Source organism: Psychrobacter sp. 5A.1 (genome assembly GCF_030407455.1).
In the GTDB taxonomy this organism is placed as follows: Bacteria; Pseudomonadota; Gammaproteobacteria; order Pseudomonadales; family Moraxellaceae; genus Psychrobacter.
Genome location: NZ_JASDDJ010000009.1, coordinates 61,182 through 79,681 on the forward strand (window position 1 = coordinate 61,182; position 18,500 = coordinate 79,681).

The 18,500-nt window shown below is 44.8% G+C and carries 14 protein-coding genes and 2 tRNA genes; 9 read left to right on the forward strand and 7 right to left on the reverse strand.

The window, feature by feature from the left end; translation table 11 throughout:
* Positions 1-166: 166 nt before the first annotated feature.
* The 4 genes from QL982_RS03655 to rsmH all read right to left on the reverse strand — a co-directional run bounded on the left by QL982_RS03655 (position 167) and on the right by rsmH (position 5,928).
* Complete coding sequence (locus QL982_RS03655; RefSeq protein WP_290164113.1) at positions 167-1,867, reverse strand: UDP-N-acetylmuramoyl-L-alanyl-D-glutamate--2,6-diaminopimelate ligase; 1,701 nt, start codon at positions 1,865-1,867, stop codon at positions 167-169.
* Positions 1,868-1,934: 67 nt separating this feature from the next.
* A complete protein-coding gene (locus QL982_RS03660; protein WP_290164112.1) occupies positions 1,935-4,052 on the reverse strand; it encodes a penicillin-binding protein 2 in 2,118 nt (705 codons plus the stop codon).
* A complete protein-coding gene (locus tag QL982_RS03665) occupies positions 4,049-4,546 on the reverse strand; it encodes a cell division protein FtsL (protein WP_290164111.1) in 498 nt (165 codons plus the stop codon). Before QL982_RS03665 ends, QL982_RS03660 begins: the two co-directional genes overlap by 4 nt.
* Before the next feature lie 380 nt (positions 4,547-4,926).
* The gene (gene rsmH / locus QL982_RS03670; RefSeq protein ID WP_290164119.1) at positions 4,927-5,928 is read right to left on the reverse strand and encodes a 16S rRNA (cytosine(1402)-N(4))-methyltransferase RsmH; all 1,002 of its coding nucleotides are present in this window, start codon (positions 5,926-5,928) and stop codon (positions 4,927-4,929) included.
* 476 nt (positions 5,929-6,404) lie between these two features.
* Here rsmH and gltX point away from each other — a divergent pair, with 476 nt between their 5' ends.
* From gltX to QL982_RS03690, 4 genes are all read left to right on the forward strand, one after another.
* Positions 6,405-7,931, forward strand: coding sequence for a glutamate--tRNA ligase (gene gltX, locus QL982_RS03675; RefSeq protein WP_290164110.1), 1,527 nt, complete (start codon positions 6,405-6,407; stop codon positions 7,929-7,931).
* 158 nt (positions 7,932-8,089) lie between these two features.
* Entirely contained in the window at positions 8,090-8,467 is a 378-nt protein-coding gene (locus QL982_RS03680; protein WP_290164109.1) for a hypothetical protein, read from the forward strand.
* A 122-nt stretch (positions 8,468-8,589) separates the two neighbouring features.
* Positions 8,590-8,665, forward strand: a tRNA-Ala gene (locus QL982_RS03685).
* 145 nt (positions 8,666-8,810) lie between these two features.
* Positions 8,811-8,886 (forward strand) — tRNA-Glu (locus tag QL982_RS03690).
* Between the two features lie 160 nt (positions 8,887-9,046).
* On the opposite strand, the gene QL982_RS03695 is transcribed toward QL982_RS03690, so the two are convergent.
* The gene (locus tag QL982_RS03695) at positions 9,047-9,346 is read right to left on the reverse strand and encodes a hypothetical protein (RefSeq protein ID WP_290164108.1); all 300 of its coding nucleotides are present in this window, start codon (positions 9,344-9,346) and stop codon (positions 9,047-9,049) included.
* 284 nt (positions 9,347-9,630) lie between these two features.
* Between QL982_RS03695 and QL982_RS03700 the strand changes: the two genes are divergently transcribed.
* The 3 genes from QL982_RS03700 to QL982_RS03710 all read left to right on the forward strand — a co-directional run bounded on the left by QL982_RS03700 (position 9,631) and on the right by QL982_RS03710 (position 12,391).
* Positions 9,631-10,284 (forward strand): LysE family translocator, encoded by a 654-nt coding sequence (locus QL982_RS03700; RefSeq protein ID WP_290164107.1) that lies wholly within the window; start codon positions 9,631-9,633, stop codon positions 10,282-10,284.
* 154 nt (positions 10,285-10,438) lie between these two features.
* Positions 10,439-11,221, forward strand: coding sequence for a nucleotidyltransferase domain-containing protein (locus QL982_RS03705; RefSeq protein WP_290190167.1), 783 nt, complete (start codon positions 10,439-10,441; stop codon positions 11,219-11,221).
* Positions 11,222-11,302: 81 nt separating this feature from the next.
* Positions 11,303-12,391, forward strand: coding sequence for a nucleotidyltransferase domain-containing protein (locus tag QL982_RS03710; protein ID WP_290164105.1), 1,089 nt, complete (start codon positions 11,303-11,305; stop codon positions 12,389-12,391).
* Between the two features lie 115 nt (positions 12,392-12,506).
* Here the strand turns inward: QL982_RS03710 and acnA are convergent, their stop codons facing one another.
* Both acnA and QL982_RS03720 read right to left on the reverse strand, forming a co-directional pair.
* Complete coding sequence (gene acnA / locus QL982_RS03715) at positions 12,507-15,347, reverse strand: aconitate hydratase AcnA (RefSeq protein ID WP_290164104.1); 2,841 nt, start codon at positions 15,345-15,347, stop codon at positions 12,507-12,509.
* Between the two features lie 296 nt (positions 15,348-15,643).
* A complete protein-coding gene (locus tag QL982_RS03720) occupies positions 15,644-16,714 on the reverse strand; it encodes a DUF3025 domain-containing protein (protein ID WP_290164103.1) in 1,071 nt (356 codons plus the stop codon).
* 127 nt (positions 16,715-16,841) lie between these two features.
* On the opposite strand from QL982_RS03720, the gene QL982_RS03725 reads away from it, so the two are divergent.
* Both QL982_RS03725 and QL982_RS03730 read left to right on the forward strand, forming a co-directional pair.
* On the forward strand, positions 16,842-17,558 hold the full coding sequence (locus QL982_RS03725) for a metal-dependent hydrolase (RefSeq protein WP_290164102.1): 717 nt from the start codon (positions 16,842-16,844) through the stop codon (positions 17,556-17,558).
* Between the two features lie 229 nt (positions 17,559-17,787).
* Entirely contained in the window at positions 17,788-18,360 is a 573-nt protein-coding gene (locus QL982_RS03730; RefSeq protein WP_290164101.1) for a YchJ family protein, read from the forward strand.
* The last annotated feature ends 140 nt before the right edge of the window (positions 18,361-18,500 follow it).

Genomic DNA, 18,500 nt, shown 5'->3' on the forward strand with positions numbered 1-18,500 from the left:
ATGACTACTTAATTTTTATACTTAACGATCAATGCGTTGATAATGTGAGTAGCAAACGCCAGCGGTTTATATAGTTGATTCAATTTACTAGAAGGTCAAGGCAACCCAGTGCAGATATATAAATAATACGTCAGGCAAGGTTAGCGCTGTCATTCTTTTGGATTGGCTATATACGGTCTGCTTTCTCTAGAGTCTGCTGCAAAATGACACTGTCATCAAAATCATAACGGACATGATTAATTTCTTGATACGTTTCATGGCCTTTACCAGCGATAACAACAATATCATCAGCAGCAGCATGACTGACAGCATACTCAATAGCGGCTTGGCGTGCAGGTTCGATATGGGTGCGTTGATATTGCTCAGCGCTCATGCCAGCTTGCATGTCTTGCAAAATGATATTGGGGTCTTCAGTACGAGGATTGTCTGCAGTTAAGATGACTTGATCGGCACCTGCCAGACCTGCTTGCGCCATCAATGGGCGCTTGCCTGCATCACGATCTCCGCCGCAACCAAACACTGCCCATAGCTTTCCCTTACAATGGGTCTTTAAGCTGGCCAGTACCTGACTTAAAGCATCTGGCGTATGCGCATAATCCACGATAAAACAGCCATCATTTGACGGCACACGCTGCATACGCCCAACAGCACCTTGCAGTTGTGCAACCTCGGTTGCAATGCGCTCAACATTTATCTCTGAATTGGCATCAAGCGCCACTACTGCTGCGATAGCGGCGAGCAGATTGGCAACATTAAAGCGCCCCAATAGCGGACTGACAATCTCTATGCTGTCAGTTTTATCATTACCAAAATCAGTACGTAGATTTATTTTGACGCCTTGCAAACTGGGTGTGATATCAGCTGCGATAAAAGTAGCTGATTTTGATACATCTAAGCTGTACGTCCATACCGTCAAACCACTAGCGTTTGCCGTATCGATCATAACCTGTGCATATTCATCATCGATATTGATAATGGCATGCGTCAACTCTGGAAAGTACGCTTTATCAAATAGCTTGGCTTTTGCCGCAGCGTATTCGGCCATATCGGCATGATAGTCGAGGTGGTCACGGCTCAAGTTGGTATAAATCGCCACAGATACTGGCATGCCTTGTAAACGCTGCTGATCTAACCCATGTGAGCTGGCCTCTAGCGCCAATACCTCAGCGTTTTCTGACCCCATTTGATATAAGAATTGCTGGACGGCTAAAGCATCACCTGTCGTATGGCTGGCTTGCACCAAAGCACCCAACCTACCATTACCTGCCGTACCCATCACTGCACTACTCATGCCTGCCAATTGGGTAAGCTGGGCAACTAACTGACTGATGGTGGTTTTGCCATTCGTACCAGTCACAGCGACCACTGTCGGTAGCGTCACAGGCTGCTGATATTGCAGACGCGCTTGGATTAAGCTGCCTAAAAAATCACGAATATTGGGAACGTACAACACTGGACAAGGCAGCGCGACTAACTGATGAGGCACGGTAGAGTGACCATCTGCTGTCGATTCAGCACTAGTGTGGGATGGGTTGTTTTCTGTGCCAAACAAGGCAATAGGATCAATCTCTGAGAGGATAAAGGCAGCATGCTCAGCCGCCTGTAACAGATAGTCGCGGCTTTTTGGGCCGTTTACTGTTTGGCTTTTTAAGAGAACAAATACATGGTTCACTTCAAGCTGACGACTGTCCAAACGAAACTGTTGAAACGGAATATTCGCAACGGGTTTGATCTGGTCTGAATCTGCCTGATGAGACGATGTCATCATCGCTGTTAATTGCTGAGCCAGTCTATGATGACGGCTTTTATTGGCATCGACAAGCTGTTGTAAAGTAACAGTGTCGCTATTTAGCGATGATGTAGTCATAGGTAAATCCTAAACAGTTAAAATGTATCAGCCCATATAGAGCTGACCATTCAAAATAGTTAAACGCCTACTGCGCTTCCGTTTTTAACGGCTTATCCAAAGGCACATTATATAATCGTAACGCTTCTTTCATCACATTATGGAACACAGGCGCGACCGTTAGACCTGCATAAATCTGAACCCGTGGGTCCTCAATGAGCATCACACCCACGAGTTTTGGATTGGACGCAGGTGCCATGCCAGCAAAGACATTACGATACTGGTCCGTATAATAACCACCTGCTGGGTTGATACGACGCGAAGTACCCGTCTTACCTGCCACGCGATAGCCATCAATGGCCGCCGCTTTCGCAGTACCACCAGGCTCTGTGACGCTTTCGAGCATTTGCACGATAGACATCGCTTGCTCATGCGCCATAATGCGTTTGCTTGGCTGCGGCTTATCAGTTTTGGTCAAGGTCAATGGATGCATGACCCCGCCTGCCGCCAACGCTGAATAAGCCTGCGCCACCTGCGCTAGCGTCGCTTCCATACCATAACCATAACTGATCGTTGCACGACGTGAGGTCTCTTTTTCTTTTGGCGTCACGACTAGCCCACTACCTTCTCCTGGGAACTGTAACGGTGTCTTTGAACCAAAGCCAAACCGTTTTTGCATACTGGTAATGCCATCGGGTGGTAGCGACAATGCAATCTTGGTCGAGGCAACGTTACTCGATTTTTGCAGCAGCGTGCCCATGTTAATCATACCCATATTATTATGATCTCGAATGGTATAGCCACGCACACGAATTGAACCCGGATTGGTATCAATTAAAGTAGTCGGCGTGTATTTACCCGAATCTAGAGCGGCAGCAACGGTAAATGGCTTCATGACTGAACCTGGCTCAAACACATCTAGCAATGCTCGGTTACGCTGGTTTTCACCCGTCATTTCATTGAGGTTATTTGAATTGAACGATGGCCATGTCGAGAGTGCCAAGACTTCACCCGTTTGTACATCAACGATCATGCCCGTCGACCAGCGCGCTTTTTGTAAGCGGCCTGCTTTTTCTAGCTCTTTATACAGCAAGTACTGCAAGCGTGAATCAATGGTCAACGCCACATCTTTGCCTGGTACTTCTGGCTCGATTTGTTTGATTTCTTTTAAACTGTTTTGCTTGGCATCTTTTAGCACCAATACTTTGCCATCCTCGCCCGCCAGCTCTTTTTCATACTGCCGTTCGATACCCGCTCGACCCTCGTAACCCCCTTCAGGATCTTTGGAGTTTTGCCCCATAAAGCCCAGCAACTGTGCATTTGGCTGTGGCTGTGGGTAATAGCGCTGAAAGAAATTCTTTTCGTAAACCCCAGGAAAATCAAGCGAACTGACGCTTTGGGCAATCTCAGGTGTCACTTTATTGAGCAGTGGTAAATAGTGCGAGCCTGCACCAGATGGCAACGCCGCTTTTACCGCTGCTTCGTCAGTGACGTCGATACTGTCATCAATGCCAGTGACTTTTTTTAATTCACTGACCGAAATATTGGCAGCAGCCGCAAGCGTGGTCAAGTCCATATTGTCCAGACGCTTTTGCATACGCGCCTGTAATTGTGGACTGCTAGGGTTGGTCAGAATAATCCGCTTTAGTTCATAATATTCACGCGAATAATCATGCGGACTAAACGATACGGTCGCAAGTGGTGCGCTGACAGCGAGCGGCAAATTATTGCGATCGGTAATCATGCCTCGATAGGTTTTTTGGGTGCGCTCACTGGTAATCAGCTCATTGCCTTTGTCTTGATAAAACTGCGCATTGGCAATTTGAATGTAATAAGCACGGCTGATCAATAGCGCTAAGATAACCAGCGCCAAACCCCAAACCATCCGAAAACGGTTTTTGTCTTGTTCAAAACCACCGCGAGAAGAAGCACCCGACGCCTTACTCGAAAAAACCATTTTACTCTTACGGTTTTTTAAACTGGTATACACACCTTGGGTGTCACTCTTTTTGATGCGACCAAACAGTCTGGCTTTACGATTGCCTGCGGTTTTATCAGGTTTGCTACTTGTCTGCCCAGATTTAGCCGCACTGGCACGCCGTAATGGTTTGGTTACTTTGCCACTGGCTGGTTTTTTTCTGGTACTTTTTTCAGCGGTTTTACCATCAGCTTTACCGCCAGTGGCTTTAGGTTTTTTGTCACTCATTGTCCTGCCTCCGTTGCCGTCGCATCGGTTGTAGGCTCTTCAGGAGATATGTCTGTCGTGGCGCGTGGCCCAGTAATGTACGGCGCATCCGCTACCGAATCTTCAGAAACCACTGGCGCCTGTGCGGTAGCGACACCCGGCTGGATAATCAACTTATCTTTTAATGTGGGCGAATACATACCCAATTCAGCAACCGCACGACTGGCGATTTGCGGTGTGGCGCTAAAGGTTTGCTGCTCAATCAATAGGCGCTGATGCTCTACTTGTAGCTTACGTTCTTGTTTTTTCATGTCTTGCAAGGTTTTGTAGTCCTGATGGTATTGCTGAACTTCTTCAGCCGTTTTGATACCGCTCCATACAATCGTGGCGGCCAATAGCAGTAACACGACCACATAAATGCTCACCACATTAAACCGGCGCACGAATAATTCGCCGACATCGGTGTTATAGGGTATAGCGGTGCGGCGATTCGCAGGTTTGTCAGATATTGCCATGACGATCTCAAAAGGTGAACGTAAACTATAGAGTAGATAATGGTTTGCGAAAGATGAACGTGTCATTATTCGGTACTACCATCGATAAACATAAAACCAAAGACACTTATATATGTAAAAGCTGAACGTAAAAAATACATTTAATAGCCATGAGTCATCATAACTCATGGCTATCGGTAGGTCATATCAGAACCAAACCATTGGATAGATAAAAAACCAACTGCTGAGCCTAACAGACAATATTTACAGATTTTTAACAGTGGCGTAGTGATTACGACATTTTTAGCCCATTTAGAGGACTATCGTCCAAAATGAGGACAGGCTTTAGCCATCATATGCGGTTTATGAATCATATTCAGCTATGATGTATGCCGCTTTTATTATACGGTCGCCTGCTCATAATCTGTGTCAGTACGTGTTGCCATGCGCAACCACGCACTACGCGAACGTGGATTTTGACTGGTTTCAGCTTTATTTGGGCCCACACGCTTAGGCTTGCTAAAGTAACGTGGACGATTCGGCGGCATTGGTAGCTTTTCGTCTTCTGGATACTGTCCTTTACTATGGCGCTGCAAAAACTGCTTGATGCGGCGATCTTCTAGTGAGTGAAAGCTAATAACCGCAAGCTGTCCTCCTGATTTCAAAATCGGGATACTTTGCTCTAAAAAGGCGTCAACATCGCCCAACTCATTATTAATAAAGATACGCATGGCCTGAAAGCTTTGTGTGGCTGGATGTTTGCCACGCTGCCAATTAGGATGTGCTACTTTGATAACTTCTGCTAGCTCGAGCGTAGACTCATAGCTCTCCATCTGTTTGATAGCACGTGCAATACGGCGGCTATGACGCTCTTCGCCAAAGTCATAAAGCACATTAGCCAAGGTTTCATCATCGACTTTCATCAACCATTCAGCGACCGACTGGCCACGGCTGGTGTCCATACGCATATCAACCGCACCATCACGCATGAAGCTAAAGCCACGACTGCCATCATCAATCTGCGGTGAAGAAATACCCAAATCCGCCATCAAGCCGTCAACTTGCACGATACCCATGGCTGCTAGACTGTCCGTCAATGTCGCAAAGCTGTCATGAACCACTTTCACGCGGCTATCAGTACTTGCCAGCTCTTGAGCCACGCTTATGGCTGTCGGATCTTTATCAAAGACAATCAACTGCGCATCATCGGCAAGCTGACTTAATAGTAGCCTGCTATGACCACCGCGCCCAAAGGTCGCATCAACGTACACACCGCTCATCTGTAAGCCAGCGTGGGTGTTATCGTCTGTTTGCTTGGGCAAGGATTTTACACCGAGCACTGCCGCGACAGTCTCTTGCAGTAGCACTGCATCGTGGACAAAACTTAATTCATCAGGCGTGATATCGCCCTCATGATGGGCTTGAGTAACATCCAGAGGGGCATCTTGCGTAGACGCATCCTGTACAGAGGATGGGCTAGGTGCTGACTCAGTGAGTGCAGCAGCGGCAGAAGGACTGGCTTTCGATTTTGGCTTAGACTTTGATAAGGACACAAACAACTCAATAGATGACGACCATGTTGGCCAGTAATAGTAAAAAATCAGATAAAAATAAATAAGTTATGACTTGCCTAACATTATTATCGCAAGGATACATCTGTAGTCAAGCGCTAGAGGGGCTTTTCATTAAAAATATCCCATCTCTCTGTTATACTAGCGCTATATTTTACGCTATTTTTTTACTTTGACGACTATTGTTTCATCCGTATTTTTTATTCAAATCTTTCATTTATATTTGTCATTGCGATTTTTTATTACCCTCTTTCACTACTAAATTCATTCACCAACACATTCATTAACAACCACATTGTGAGACTTATATGACCCAAACATCGACCCAAGCACCAACGCGCCCTGTCCGTACTCGTATCGCGCCTTCACCGACTGGCTTTCCTCACGTGGGAACGGCTTATATCGCCCTATTTAACTTGGCCTTTGCTAAAGCGCACGGCGGCGAGTTTATTTTGCGTATCGAAGACACTGACCAAACCCGCTCAACCGAGCAATCTGAACAAATGATTTTGGACGCCTTACGTTGGGTCGGTCTAGATTGGAGCGAGGGTCCAGATATCGGTGGTCCTCATGCCCCTTATCGTCAGAGCGAGCGTAGCGACATTTATACCAAACACGCCGAGATGCTAATAGAAAAAGACCATGCGTTTCGCTGTTTTTGTACCAGTGAAGAGCTAGATACCATGCGTGCTGAGCAAATGGCCAATGGCGAGACGCCACGTTATGACGGTCGCTGTGCTCATCTTGCACCAGAAACCACCGAGCAATTGGTAAGCGAGGGCAAACCGCATGTGATTCGTATGCGTGTGCCTACCGAAGGCATCTGCCAAGTACATGACATGCTACGTGGTACGGTTGAGATTCCTTGGACCCAAGTCGACATGCAAGTGCTGCTAAAAACGGACGGTATGCCAACCTATCATTTAGCCAATGTCGTCGATGATCACTTGATGGACATCAGTCATGTGATGCGCGGTGAAGAATGGCTGAACTCTGCGCCTAAGCATCAGTTGCTTTATGAATATTTTGGTTGGGAGATGCCAGTACTTTGCCACATGCCATTACTGCGTAACCCAGACAAATCAAAACTGTCTAAGCGTAAAAACCCAACCTCTATCACCTACTATCGTGATGCAGGCGTGCTACCTGAAGCGTTGCTCAACTATCTCGGTCGTATGGGCTACTCAATGCCAAATGATGCTGAGCAGTTTACCTTAGAAGAAATGATTGCCAGCTTTGACATTCAGCGTGTGTCACTTGGCGGCCCTATCTTCGATATCGAAAAACTCAACTGGCTAAATGCAGAATGGCTACGTGCCCTTACCCCTGAAGAGCTAAAGAACAAAATCCTCGACTGGGCCAGCAATAGCGACAAGCTAACCGCTATCGCAGCGGCGATTCAGCCACGTATCGAGCTATTGTCTGATGCGGTAAATTGGAGTGGCTTCTACTTCCAAAACCTACCTGCTATCAATGCTGAGAGCTTTACACATAAGTCACTCACACCTGAGCAAATCATCGAGATGCTACAGCTGTCGTTATGGCAGTTAGAAGTCTTGCCAACTTGGTCAGAAGAAAACATCTACGCCACGCTAAAAGGCCTTGCGGCTCACCTTGATATTAAGATGCGTGACTTTATGGCACCGTTCTTTATCGCTATCGCTGGTAGCACGTCATCGACGCCAGTTATGAACTCTATGGCGATTATCGGCGCTGACATGACCCTAACTCGCTTGCGTCATGCCGTTGATGTATTAGGGGGCCTCGGTAAAAAGAAACTGAAGAAACTTGAGAAACAAGCGGCAGAACTGCCAGATTTTTTGGCTGCTGAATAGTTTAGCTGCTGAATAACTTATCTACTAAACAGTCGATTAGCTGAAATTTTTGAATGTAGAAGGGTCAGGCCAGTTCTGACCCTTTTTCGTTATTAATAGGTATTACTACCCTTAAACTATTAAACATCCTTTATCAAACTTCTTCACTGGAAATAAACATGGCCGCTAAAACCGTCACGATAGAAAGCAAAGACTATGTCTTTAACACCCTCAAAGAAGCGCAGAAATATTATGATGCCATCGTAAAAGAGCTTTTTGATGCAAAGCTTACCCTGACAAAGGGTCAAGATTTCGAAGATTTGAAATGGATATATACTACTTACTGTGGTTATACCAATCATAATCTAGATAAATTAAGCCAGTTTGACATCATTGGCTTTAAAGGTATCAGAACCGTCAGAGAAAAAGGCGGTCAATATGTCCCTACTGAGTGCTGTGTCATCATTTTTTCTGATGGTAACTCTAATTGTACCGAAGAAGAGTTTTATACGGATAAAGCCATCAAAGAGATCTCTCTCAAGCAAAATCCACGCTGATTTGGGCTTGTTAGGCCCTTAAAATAGGCTAAATCACTTTTTTTTGCATATTTATGCATTATTTTTAAAATAGTAGTTGACAGGACTGTCGGTCTTGCATAAAATACGCACACTCTTAGCGAGGGGCTATAGCTCAGTTGGTAGAGCACTTGCATGGCATGCAAGGGGTCAACGGTTCGACTCCGTTTAGCTCCACCATACTATTTATTGCAATGCTCAGTACTACTGAAATTTATAATAGATACTCGCTAGTAGGACGATATCAGCACCTAGGCAATGCTTACTTGTAAGCTATCTGATATTGTGAAGTACCGTTGTAACCATTGGTTATAACACTCTATGCGTCCCCATCGTCTAGAGGCCTAGGACACCGCCCTTTCACGGCGGTAACGGGGGTTCGAATCCCCCTGGGGACGCCACTATTCGGCGTCACTTACTAGCACTTTTGCTTAGCATCAGATTAGACTAGTAAGCGAACAATAAAAAAGCCCAGTCATCATACGGTGACTGGGCTTTTTTATGTCTGTTGGTTTTGTTATAGTCAGTTTATTATGGTTTAGATAAGCTGAAATTAATATATCAACGATCATAACAAGAGACAAACTCTCTAATCGCCCAGCCCCAATGCCTGTATTCGCCCTTGTAGTAGCCTTCTAAATATACCCACGGACGGTTTTTATTATCATAATTGGTATCTGTGACATACACTTCGCGATCATTACGCAGCTTATTAATAATCTTGCCATTAGGTTCATCGCGAATGTTTAATGGTGTGCCAGTCGGATCCGTTACTTTGCAAATTCTCTCAGCATGCGCGGCACTTAGCCCAACAGTCATAGCAAAAAAAGATACAGCAACGGTACAAGCCAAACGTTTCATCTCAAATCCTTATTATCAACAAATGTTTTATCTAATCCTGATATATTATCAGAGTTGGCACTGCCATATCTGAGATTTTTATAAAATATTTACGTCTTATCCACTTCACAGGGGCTGAGCGTAAAGTGTGTCTTATGGTTTCTAAAATCAGTATTTATTGAGAAATTTATTCTATTGCTAACTCACTCAATGCTAGATACTATCTACCTTATAAGAGTTTTATAACTTCCATACAGACTGTATAACACACGGACAATTAGGGTTATCAAAAGAAGGGATTCGCTATGTTCGGGATTGAGAACTATCTAGGGTTTATTTTGGCTGCTATTTTGTTAAACCTAACCCCAGGCACGGACAGTATGTACATCATTACCCGTAGTATTTCGCAGGGGCAAACGGCAGGGTTTTATTCTGTGTTGGGTATTACTTCGGGTATTCTGGTGCATACGCTACTGGCGGCGCTAGGATTGTCCGTGTTACTTGCCAACTCTCCTACGGCATTTATGCTCGTTAAATATATTGGTGCTGGATACTTGTGCTATTTGGGTCTCAAAATGCTAATGAGTAAACAGCAGCCTTTGATAGCCAGTCATTTTCAGGATGACGAGAAGTCGAAATCAATCAAACCTCTAGACCACTGGCAAATATATAAGCAAGGTGTACTAACCAATACCTTTAATCCAAAAGTCGCGTTATTTTTCCTCGCATTTTTCCCGCAGTTTATTGACTCCAGTTATGCTTACGGCATGCTGTCATTTTTGATGTTGGGACTGACTTTTGCCACCACAGGCTTTATATGGTGCTTGTGTTTGGCGCTACTGGCGTCAAAGTTCAGCAAAAAACTAAGAGAGAATCCAAAAATTGAATCAATGATGAATAAAATAAGCGGTGTCGTATTCATGGGACTAGGAATTAAGCTATTAACTGAGAAGAGTTAAGCTTTTTTTCGTTAGGGCGTGTTTGATATTCGACTAGGGCAATGACAAACTACTATCGTACTCTGAGATATCATACTCGCCCTTTCATCATTACTGCACATATTCTTTATTATGTTATGTACTCATTAACAAACAACCAACGATGGTATGCTCTATGCAAAACAACGATACTGACCACATTATCCATGCCATACAGCAAGTTTATCAGACGCAGAAAATCACTTGTCTGCATGCTATTGAGAGTGGCAGCCGTGCGTGGGGATTTGCTTCACCCGATAGCGATTATGATGTCCGCCTGCTTTATTGTAATAAACCTGATTGGTACTTAAGTTTGTTCGATGGCAAAGACACGTTTGAATTTATCCAAAACGACCTATTATCAGTACCGTTTGATATTGGTGGCTGGGATATCAAAAAAGCCCTGCAACTATTATATAAGTCCAATGCGGTGATATTTGAATGGCTACACTCACCCATTGTCTATGCTCAGAAAACAGATCTCATAACGCATCTACAAATTTTGAGCATAGATTACTTCCAACCCATAACCGTGTTCCATCATTACCGCGGCATGGCAAAAAATGCCAGTAGTGATCTTGATCTCAGTGCGCCCATTCGCCTAAAGAAGTTTTTTTATTTACTGCGGGCATTACTTGCAGCGAAATGGACACTCAGCATAGCCACACCGCCCCCTGTCAAAATGACGCAAATGTTTGAATTGGTCGATCAGAGGGTACAAACCGAAATATTAACCTTGATTGATATCAAGCGCGTACAAGATGAAAGTTATATACATCAATTGTCACCATTAATGATAAGCGTGATTGAAGGATTGTGGCACAGTATAGACAATCCTATATTTTCTGAAACTAACATTTCTGATATCACCCCGTTAAATGAGTTTTATCGTACCGTACTGAGTTCGATGCAATATTAGTGCAAATCTAAATCTCACTCAGACCAAATTTCATACAGACATAAAGCGAAACAACGACTACGAACAACAGAGACTTATCAAATGCCAACAGAGCCTTTAACAATAGCACGCCTTAAATCAGAGGGACTCATTTTGCTTGAATGTATCTCAGGCAGTCGTGCATATGGGCTAGCAACACCAGAATCAGACACTGATATCAAGGGCGTATTTTATCTCCCAAAGTCATCTTATTTTGCCCGCCATAGCGACTATATCCCGCAAGTCAGCAACCCTAGCAATGATATTGTTTATTATGAGCTTGGGCGCTACATTGAGCTACTGCTACAAAACAACCCAAATATGATGGAGCTGCTTGCCACACCAGCCGAACATATACTGTATCAACATCCGCTCATGGCATCGTTTTCTGCTGACTGGTTTATTAGCAAGCTGTGTCAAAAGACTTTTGCAGGGTTCGCCCACAGTCAAATTAAAAAAGCGCGTGGGCTTAATAAAAAAATCGTCAACCCAATGAGCCGTGAAAAAAAATCTATCTTAGACTTTTGTACCGTTTTTATGGACAATCGCAGTGTTGCGCTCACAGATTGGCTACGTAATACAGCTACTGACCAACAAAACATCGGATTGTCTGTTATGGCAAAAGCTACGCAGATGTATGCCATGTACATTGATACCACTGGTACGTTTGGATTTTCAGGCTTATATCAACATGCTGATGCTACTCAGCTACGCCTAAGCAGTATCCCCAAAGGTATAACACCTATCGCTTATCTGTCATTTAATGAACAAGGCTATAGTAAGTATTGCCGCGATTATAAAGAATACTGGCAGTGGGTTGCCAACCGTAACGAAGTACGCTACCAATCTACTATTGCTCATGCAAAAGAATACGATGCCAAGAATATGATGCATACGATTCGTCTACTTGAGGTGGCATACGATATTGCAACGACTGGCCAAGTCATCGTCGGGCGCCCTAATCGCGATGAGCTGCTCGATATTAAATCAGGTGCGCGAGATTATAATTCGCTCTTAGCACAGGCCGACCAATTGAGTATGGAGATTACAGCGGCATTTAACAATAGCGATTTACCTGAGCAACCTAATGAACAAGCAGCTCTGTCCGTGTTAGTTGCAGTAAGAGATGAGTTGTATTTAAACGTAAATTGAACCTATTTTAAGTTGTATACAACACCAATATAAAAATCATACCACCCAATAAAAAAGCCCAATCCCCTACTTTGAAGAGGATTGGGCTTTTTGTCATATTAAGTCTAATACATAACTAGCCTGCTTCTTTACTCTCAGCAGCCAGTTGACGTAGTACATAGTGCAACACACCACCATGACGCACATATTCGCGTTCTTTTGGCGTTTGTAGGCCGACATTTACCTCAAAGGTCTCGCTTGACCCATCAGCACGTGTAGCTGTAACCGTGGCAGTTTTGCTCTCGCCATTATCCAGACCCGTGATGCTCAGTACTTCAGAGCCATCTAGTTTGTATGTCTCTGCATTTTCACCTTCTTTAAAGGTCAATGGCAACACACCCATACCGACTAGGTTTGAACGGTGAATACGCTCAAATGAGCTGGTCAATACCGCTTTTACACCGAGCAAAATCGTACCTTTGGCTGCCCAGTCACGGCTAGAGCCAGAGCCATACTCTGCCCCGCCAAGCACAACTAGCGGACGCTTGTCTTCTTTATACTTCATCGCTGCGTTATAGATAGGCATTTCTTCGCCATCTTGTAGTGTTGCGCTGTCACCTTTGAAGTAGTAGGTATAGCCGCCTTCTTTGCCGCCCATCATGGTGTTTTTGATACGGATATTGGCAAAAGTACCTCGGGTCATGACTGCATCGTTACCACGGCGTGAGCCATAGCTGTTGAAATCGGCTTGTAGCACGCCACGCTCTTGCAAATACTTGCCTGCTGGTGAGTCTGGATCGATATTACCTGCTGGTGAGATATGATCGGTAGTGATTGAATCACCAAATAGACCTAAGATACGCGCGCCTTCGATATCAGGGATACCTTCTGGCTCCATGGTCATGCCATCAAAGAACGGTGGGTTTTTGATATACGTCGATTCTTCATCCCATGGATATAGCTGGCTGTCTGCCGAACTAATCGCATTCCACGCGGCACTACCATCGAACACTTCACCGTAATTTTTGCGGAACATATCAGCGTCGATATTATTGGCAATCAACTCATTGATCTCTTCTGACGTCGGCCAGATGTCTTTTAAATAAACATCATTACCGTCTTGATCTTGTCCGAGCGGATGGGTCGTCAAGTCAATATCGACCGTACCTGCCAACGCATAAGCGACAACCAGCGGTGGTGACGCTAAATAACTGGCTTTGACATGTGAGTGAATACGACCTTCAAAGTTACGGTTGCCTGATAACACGGCAGCAGCGACCAAATCGTTTTCTTCGATACCTTGCTCGATACTCTCAAGCAGTGGCCCTGAGTTACCGATACAGGTGGTGCACCCATAACCCACTAGATAGAAGCCTGTTTTCTCTAGCTCATCCATCAGTTTGGTTTTTTCTAAATAGTCGGTGACGACTTTTGAACCAGGTGCGAGTGAGGTTTTGACCCACGGCTTGGCTTTTAGACCTTTAGCCGCCGCTTTTTTGGCAACGAGACCTGCACCAATCATAACCGCTGGGTTTGAGGTATTGGTACAAGAAGTAATGGCGGCAATCACGACTGAACCATCACGTAGCTTGTGGTCTTTCTCATCGATACTAACGGTAGAGAAGACGCCATTTGCAGGTTGATAGCCATCATCTTGATCGTCGTCTATTTTTGGCTGTGCTGCTAAATGTTCAGCTTGTTCTTGCTCACCGCCTTCTTGGTCAAAGCGCACTTTGCCTTCTACTTCTGACTTGCGATCTTTGGTCATTTTTTCTAGCGTTTCGCCAAACTTCTCATGCATATCAGACAGATTGATACGTTGCTGTGGTAAGTTAGGACCAGCAAGTGCAGGCTGTACTGAAGACAGATCCAGCTCTAGCTTGCTCGAATAAATCGCCGCTGGTGTGTCGGCATCGTGCCATAAGCCTTGAGCTTTGGCATACTTTTCAACCAACTCAATTTGCGCTTCATCGCGACCAGATAGGCGCAGATAATCAATCGCCATTTGGTCAATTGGGAAGATACCACAAGTCGCACCATACTCTGGTGACATATTGGCAATCGTTGCACGATCAGCCAGTGGCATACTGTGTAAGCCTTCGCCATAGAACTCGACGAACTTACCCACCACACCATGCGCACGTAGCATCTCGACCACTCGCAGTACCAAATCGGTCGCAGTGACACCTTCAGTCAACTTGCCTTTCAGCTCAAACCCAACCACTTGTGGAATTAACATTGATGACGGTTGACCCAGCATCGCCGCTTCCGCTTCGATACCGCCCACGCCCCAACCAAGCACGCCAATACCATTAATCATGGTCGTGTGACTGTCCGTACCAAATACTGTATCTGGATAAGCTGTCAGCTCACTTTTACCATCGACAGTGACCTCTGCTGCCATTACAACACGGGCTAGATACTCAAGGTTTACCTGATGCACGATACCTGTCGCTGGTGGCACCACGACGAAGTTTTCGAAGGCTTGCTTGCCCCAATGCAAGAACTCATAGCGCTCATTGTTGCGCTTAAATTCAATCTTTTCGTTCAAATCTAGCGCATCTTCGCGGCCATAAGCATCTACTTGTACGGAATGATCGACGACTAGCTCACTAGGGATGAATGGGTTAATCTGCTCAGCCTTACCGCCAAGCTCCACCACCGCATCACGCATCGCTGCTAAATCGACCACAGAAGGCACACCGGTGAAATCCTGCAAGACCACACGTGCTGGCATAAAGGCAATTTCTTTTGACGCTTCTGCGCCTGCATCCCAATTGGCAACGGCTTCGATATGGTTTTTTCCGACTGATTGACCGCCATCTTCGTTACGTAATAGGTTCTCTAATACGATTTTCATGCAAAATGGTAGCGTCTTGATATGCTCGTAAGTTTCGGTCAGCTTTGGCAGGCTGTAGTAGGCATGTTCCTTGCCAGCAACCGAAAGGGTGTCTTTTACATCAAAAATATCGCTCATAGTAGCTTCCTTATCGTTGTTATAGATCCTAGACATAAATTATTATAAGTTTAGGTATGACTGGTGGCTCAATAAATGATCGATCTGTCTTGCATTAATAGATCCGTTTTCTAAAACTGTCTGATGCGAATCTGTGTTAACAAAAGAGATAATCACATCCTTATTGTTTAACATAAACGCCCTTTTACCATAACAAACATACAAGGCTTTGTTAACGTCTAGACGTTGTCGAATCGTGGCACAATCGTAAACGTAACAACGGTTTAGCGCACTATTTCCAAGCTGTTCGTTCCTATTTATTTTTTATTTTTTTGGCGGCGTCCACTGCGGAATACAAAACTGTCTTCATAAAAGTCAGTATCTGTATTTTCTGCCCAAAAGTGCGGCACACCCAAAATAGGCAATGGCGCGAGCTGGCGCGGTTTGACATCATCATTGGATAATAATGTATCCATATATTCGGCAACCTTATCATCTAAATAACGCATACGCTCAGCTAACGATAAAGTAAAGAATTCTTGTGCAACGTGAATGACAATGCTGTGAGCGCATAGAGGTTTGCGCGGGTATACCAACTGCTCAAGCAGTGCATGACCAAAGATATAGACCGCCGCTTGAGCATGGTTATTAGACTGTTGAGGGCTGTCCCATTTAACACGGGGCATTACCAAACTTGCCTGCCAGTCGAAATTGACTAATGCCTCACCGATACTAGCATCAGAAGTCACTAGCACTGCCCCATTCTCATCGAAGACAGTAATGGTGTCACGCACACGCCCTCGACGCTCACTAATACCCTGCGCGGCAATCTCTAGCATATGGTAATAGTTCAGCATGGCTTTGGTTTTCGGAAAGGTCAGCCAAATACTGCCGTTAAATAAATCATGTAAGTTGTCACGCGTCGGGATATTGCCTCTCGTGCCGATGAAATGCTCATAAGCCTCCCCTTCAGGCAATACATTTTGAGAGACGAACTGTAGCGTTTGAGATTTGTGGTCATGAGCAGGTTTGGTATGTGGTAACGGCTGTTGCAAATATTCAGCCTGCTGCGCCATCGCCGCTTTTAAGACTTTGGCAATCGTGTCAGGCGTATTGATGTCAGAAGCACTTATATCATGCCCATTTGGGCTTTTCACATTATCCAAACCTTCTAAATCATCCGAACCATCTAAGCTATTTCTCTGCGGTTTTGAGCGACTAAGGCGCTCAATGGTTTTACTGAGGTAACTCAACTGAGTAATGTGCGACAACCAAGGCGCTTGCCAATCAATGTCAGCAAAGCCGTCATCGAGCTTACCTTCTACTACAGGCGGCTGCTTAGTATAAGTATCACAATTAAGTGTGGTGGGCAAATCACTGGCGGGCATAAGGAGCTCTCTCTTGCAGGCTATCTCTATTAGACGTATGGACGGTCTATGGTATCATGGTGCGCTTTTTTACTGCTAGATGCGCCGCTCGAAAGGTCTTTTTGAGCGCTATGGATGAATGAGTTTTATGGCAAATTTTAATACCCACCTAAATGTTGCTTTTATGGTCAGCGGCACGATGAGTCTAACGGTGTATAAAGCTGGATTGATTGACGATTCAGGGTTTTTAGTATGCGTGGCGCTTGGTACAATCGGTGGGTTGCTGCCCGACTTGGATTCTGATAATTCAACGCCGATTAAGCTCGGTTTTAATATCACCTCGTTTATCTTCGCCTTTGGTCTGGTCATGCATTGGCGCGGTGATCTGAGCTTGCTATCGTTGATCGTATTATGGCTGGCGGGCTACAGTTTTATGCGTTACGTGGTCTTTCATGTCTTCACCACTATGACGGTACATCGCGGCGTCATCCACTCTGTACCGTATATGGCGATACTCGGGCTGGGTCTCACCTGTTTAAGCTATTATGGCCTGCACCTACCACTGACGACCAGCTGGTTTTACGGTTTATTCTTATTTGGCGGCGCGATGGTACATTTGTCACTAGACGAGCTGTACAGTGTTAATTTGTCCAATATGAAGATGAAGCGCTCATCGGGCACAGCGATGAAGTTTTATCAGCCAAAAGACAAATGGTGGTATCTGTTCTTATATACTATCCTTGCGCTACTGGTATATGCCGCCCCGCCTTTTGAGATGTTTTGGTCACGACTCAGCGACCCTTCAGCATGGGCGCAGCTCAAAGTTGGTATATTGCCCAATATGATAGAAAACATGCGACGTTAAAATTTTGCGATGTTAAAACACACAGAGCTAGGGCGTGTCATCATTTAGATTGTGGGGCTTAAAATGAGACAAATGGCAGCCAAACAAGGAAGCACTCGCCGTAAATATGAACATATTGACAAGATTTCTGGCGATGTTTGACAAAATTTAGCCATTTTAAGGCCACTAAATGTATCCATGTGCCAATTGATGACACACCCTAATACTCAGAAAAAAAGCCGAGTAAAATATGCACCCTGCTATGCCAATCTGCCCTTGCCAAGTAAATCCAGACTCAGACACTGTTATGTCGCCAGTCGCTTATCAAGACTGCTGCCAGCCTTATCATGATGCTCTTTATGATGACGACGTCGATAAAGTGGATGGTATAAAAGCGGAGACAGCCGAACGGCTCATGCGTACGCGCTATAGTGCCTTTGTGTTGATTAAGCCAGAGTATATCGTCAAGACCACACTGCCCGCGCAACAAAGCTTGCTTGATGTTACAGCGATTGAAAGTTGGGCCAAAGAAACAGATTGGGCAGGACTAGAGATTGTAGAGCACACGCCAAAGCTGGGTAAACGTCATGCACAAGTTGAGTTTAAGGCTTATTTTAACACCAAAGATAATACCGCTAGTTTAGAAGAAAAAGTACAGGCACACCATGAACTGTCTGCCTTTGTAAAGGTTACAAACAAAGCTAATCATGATGCGCGCTGGTACTTCTTAGATCCGACGGTTGCGATGACTGTCACGCAAAAGCAACCGTGCATTTGTGGGTCTGGAGAGAAATTTAAGCGGTGTTGTGCGGGATATAATTAGAAGATTATAGAACTTTCTTAGACATAACTCTTTTGTATTCATTAGCTGTTTTATAACCCTCAATCTGATTATATAAAATATACAAAGATATTAAAAAAAGTGAAAGCTGCATAGATTTTATTAAAACACTTTTATCTATA

What these genes read in the sequence shown, in the direction of transcription:
- QL982_RS03725 (WP_290164102.1), top strand. Translation starts at nt 16,842, where the DNA reads ATGGCAAATTTTAATACCCACCTAAATGTTGCTTTTATGGTCAGCGGC.
- QL982_RS03730 (WP_290164101.1), top strand. Translation starts at nt 17,788, where the DNA reads ATGCACCCTGCTATGCCAATCTGCCCTTGCCAAGTAAATCCAGACTCA.
- acnA (WP_290164104.1), bottom strand. Translation starts at nt 15,347, where the DNA reads ATGAGCGATATTTTTGATGTAAAAGACACCCTTTCGGTTGCTGGCAAG.
- QL982_RS03680 (WP_290164109.1), top strand. Translation starts at nt 8,090, where the DNA reads ATGGCCGCTAAAACCGTCACGATAGAAAGCAAAGACTATGTCTTTAAC.
- gltX (WP_290164110.1), top strand. Translation starts at nt 6,405, where the DNA reads ATGACCCAAACATCGACCCAAGCACCAACGCGCCCTGTCCGTACTCGT.
- QL982_RS03720 (WP_290164103.1), bottom strand. Translation starts at nt 16,714, where the DNA reads ATGCCCGCCAGTGATTTGCCCACCACACTTAATTGTGATACTTATACT.
- QL982_RS03660 (WP_290164112.1), bottom strand. Translation starts at nt 4,052, where the DNA reads ATGAGTGACAAAAAACCTAAAGCCACTGGCGGTAAAGCTGATGGTAAA.
- QL982_RS03700 (WP_290164107.1), top strand. Translation starts at nt 9,631, where the DNA reads ATGTTCGGGATTGAGAACTATCTAGGGTTTATTTTGGCTGCTATTTTG.
- QL982_RS03695 (WP_290164108.1), bottom strand. Translation starts at nt 9,346, where the DNA reads ATGAAACGTTTGGCTTGTACCGTTGCTGTATCTTTTTTTGCTATGACT.
- QL982_RS03665 (WP_290164111.1), bottom strand. Translation starts at nt 4,546, where the DNA reads ATGGCAATATCTGACAAACCTGCGAATCGCCGCACCGCTATACCCTAT.
- QL982_RS03705 (WP_290190167.1), top strand. Translation starts at nt 10,439, where the DNA reads ATGCAAAACAACGATACTGACCACATTATCCATGCCATACAGCAAGTT.
- QL982_RS03710 (WP_290164105.1), top strand. Translation starts at nt 11,303, where the DNA reads ATGCCAACAGAGCCTTTAACAATAGCACGCCTTAAATCAGAGGGACTC.
- QL982_RS03655 (WP_290164113.1), bottom strand. Translation starts at nt 1,867, where the DNA reads ATGACTACATCATCGCTAAATAGCGACACTGTTACTTTACAACAGCTT.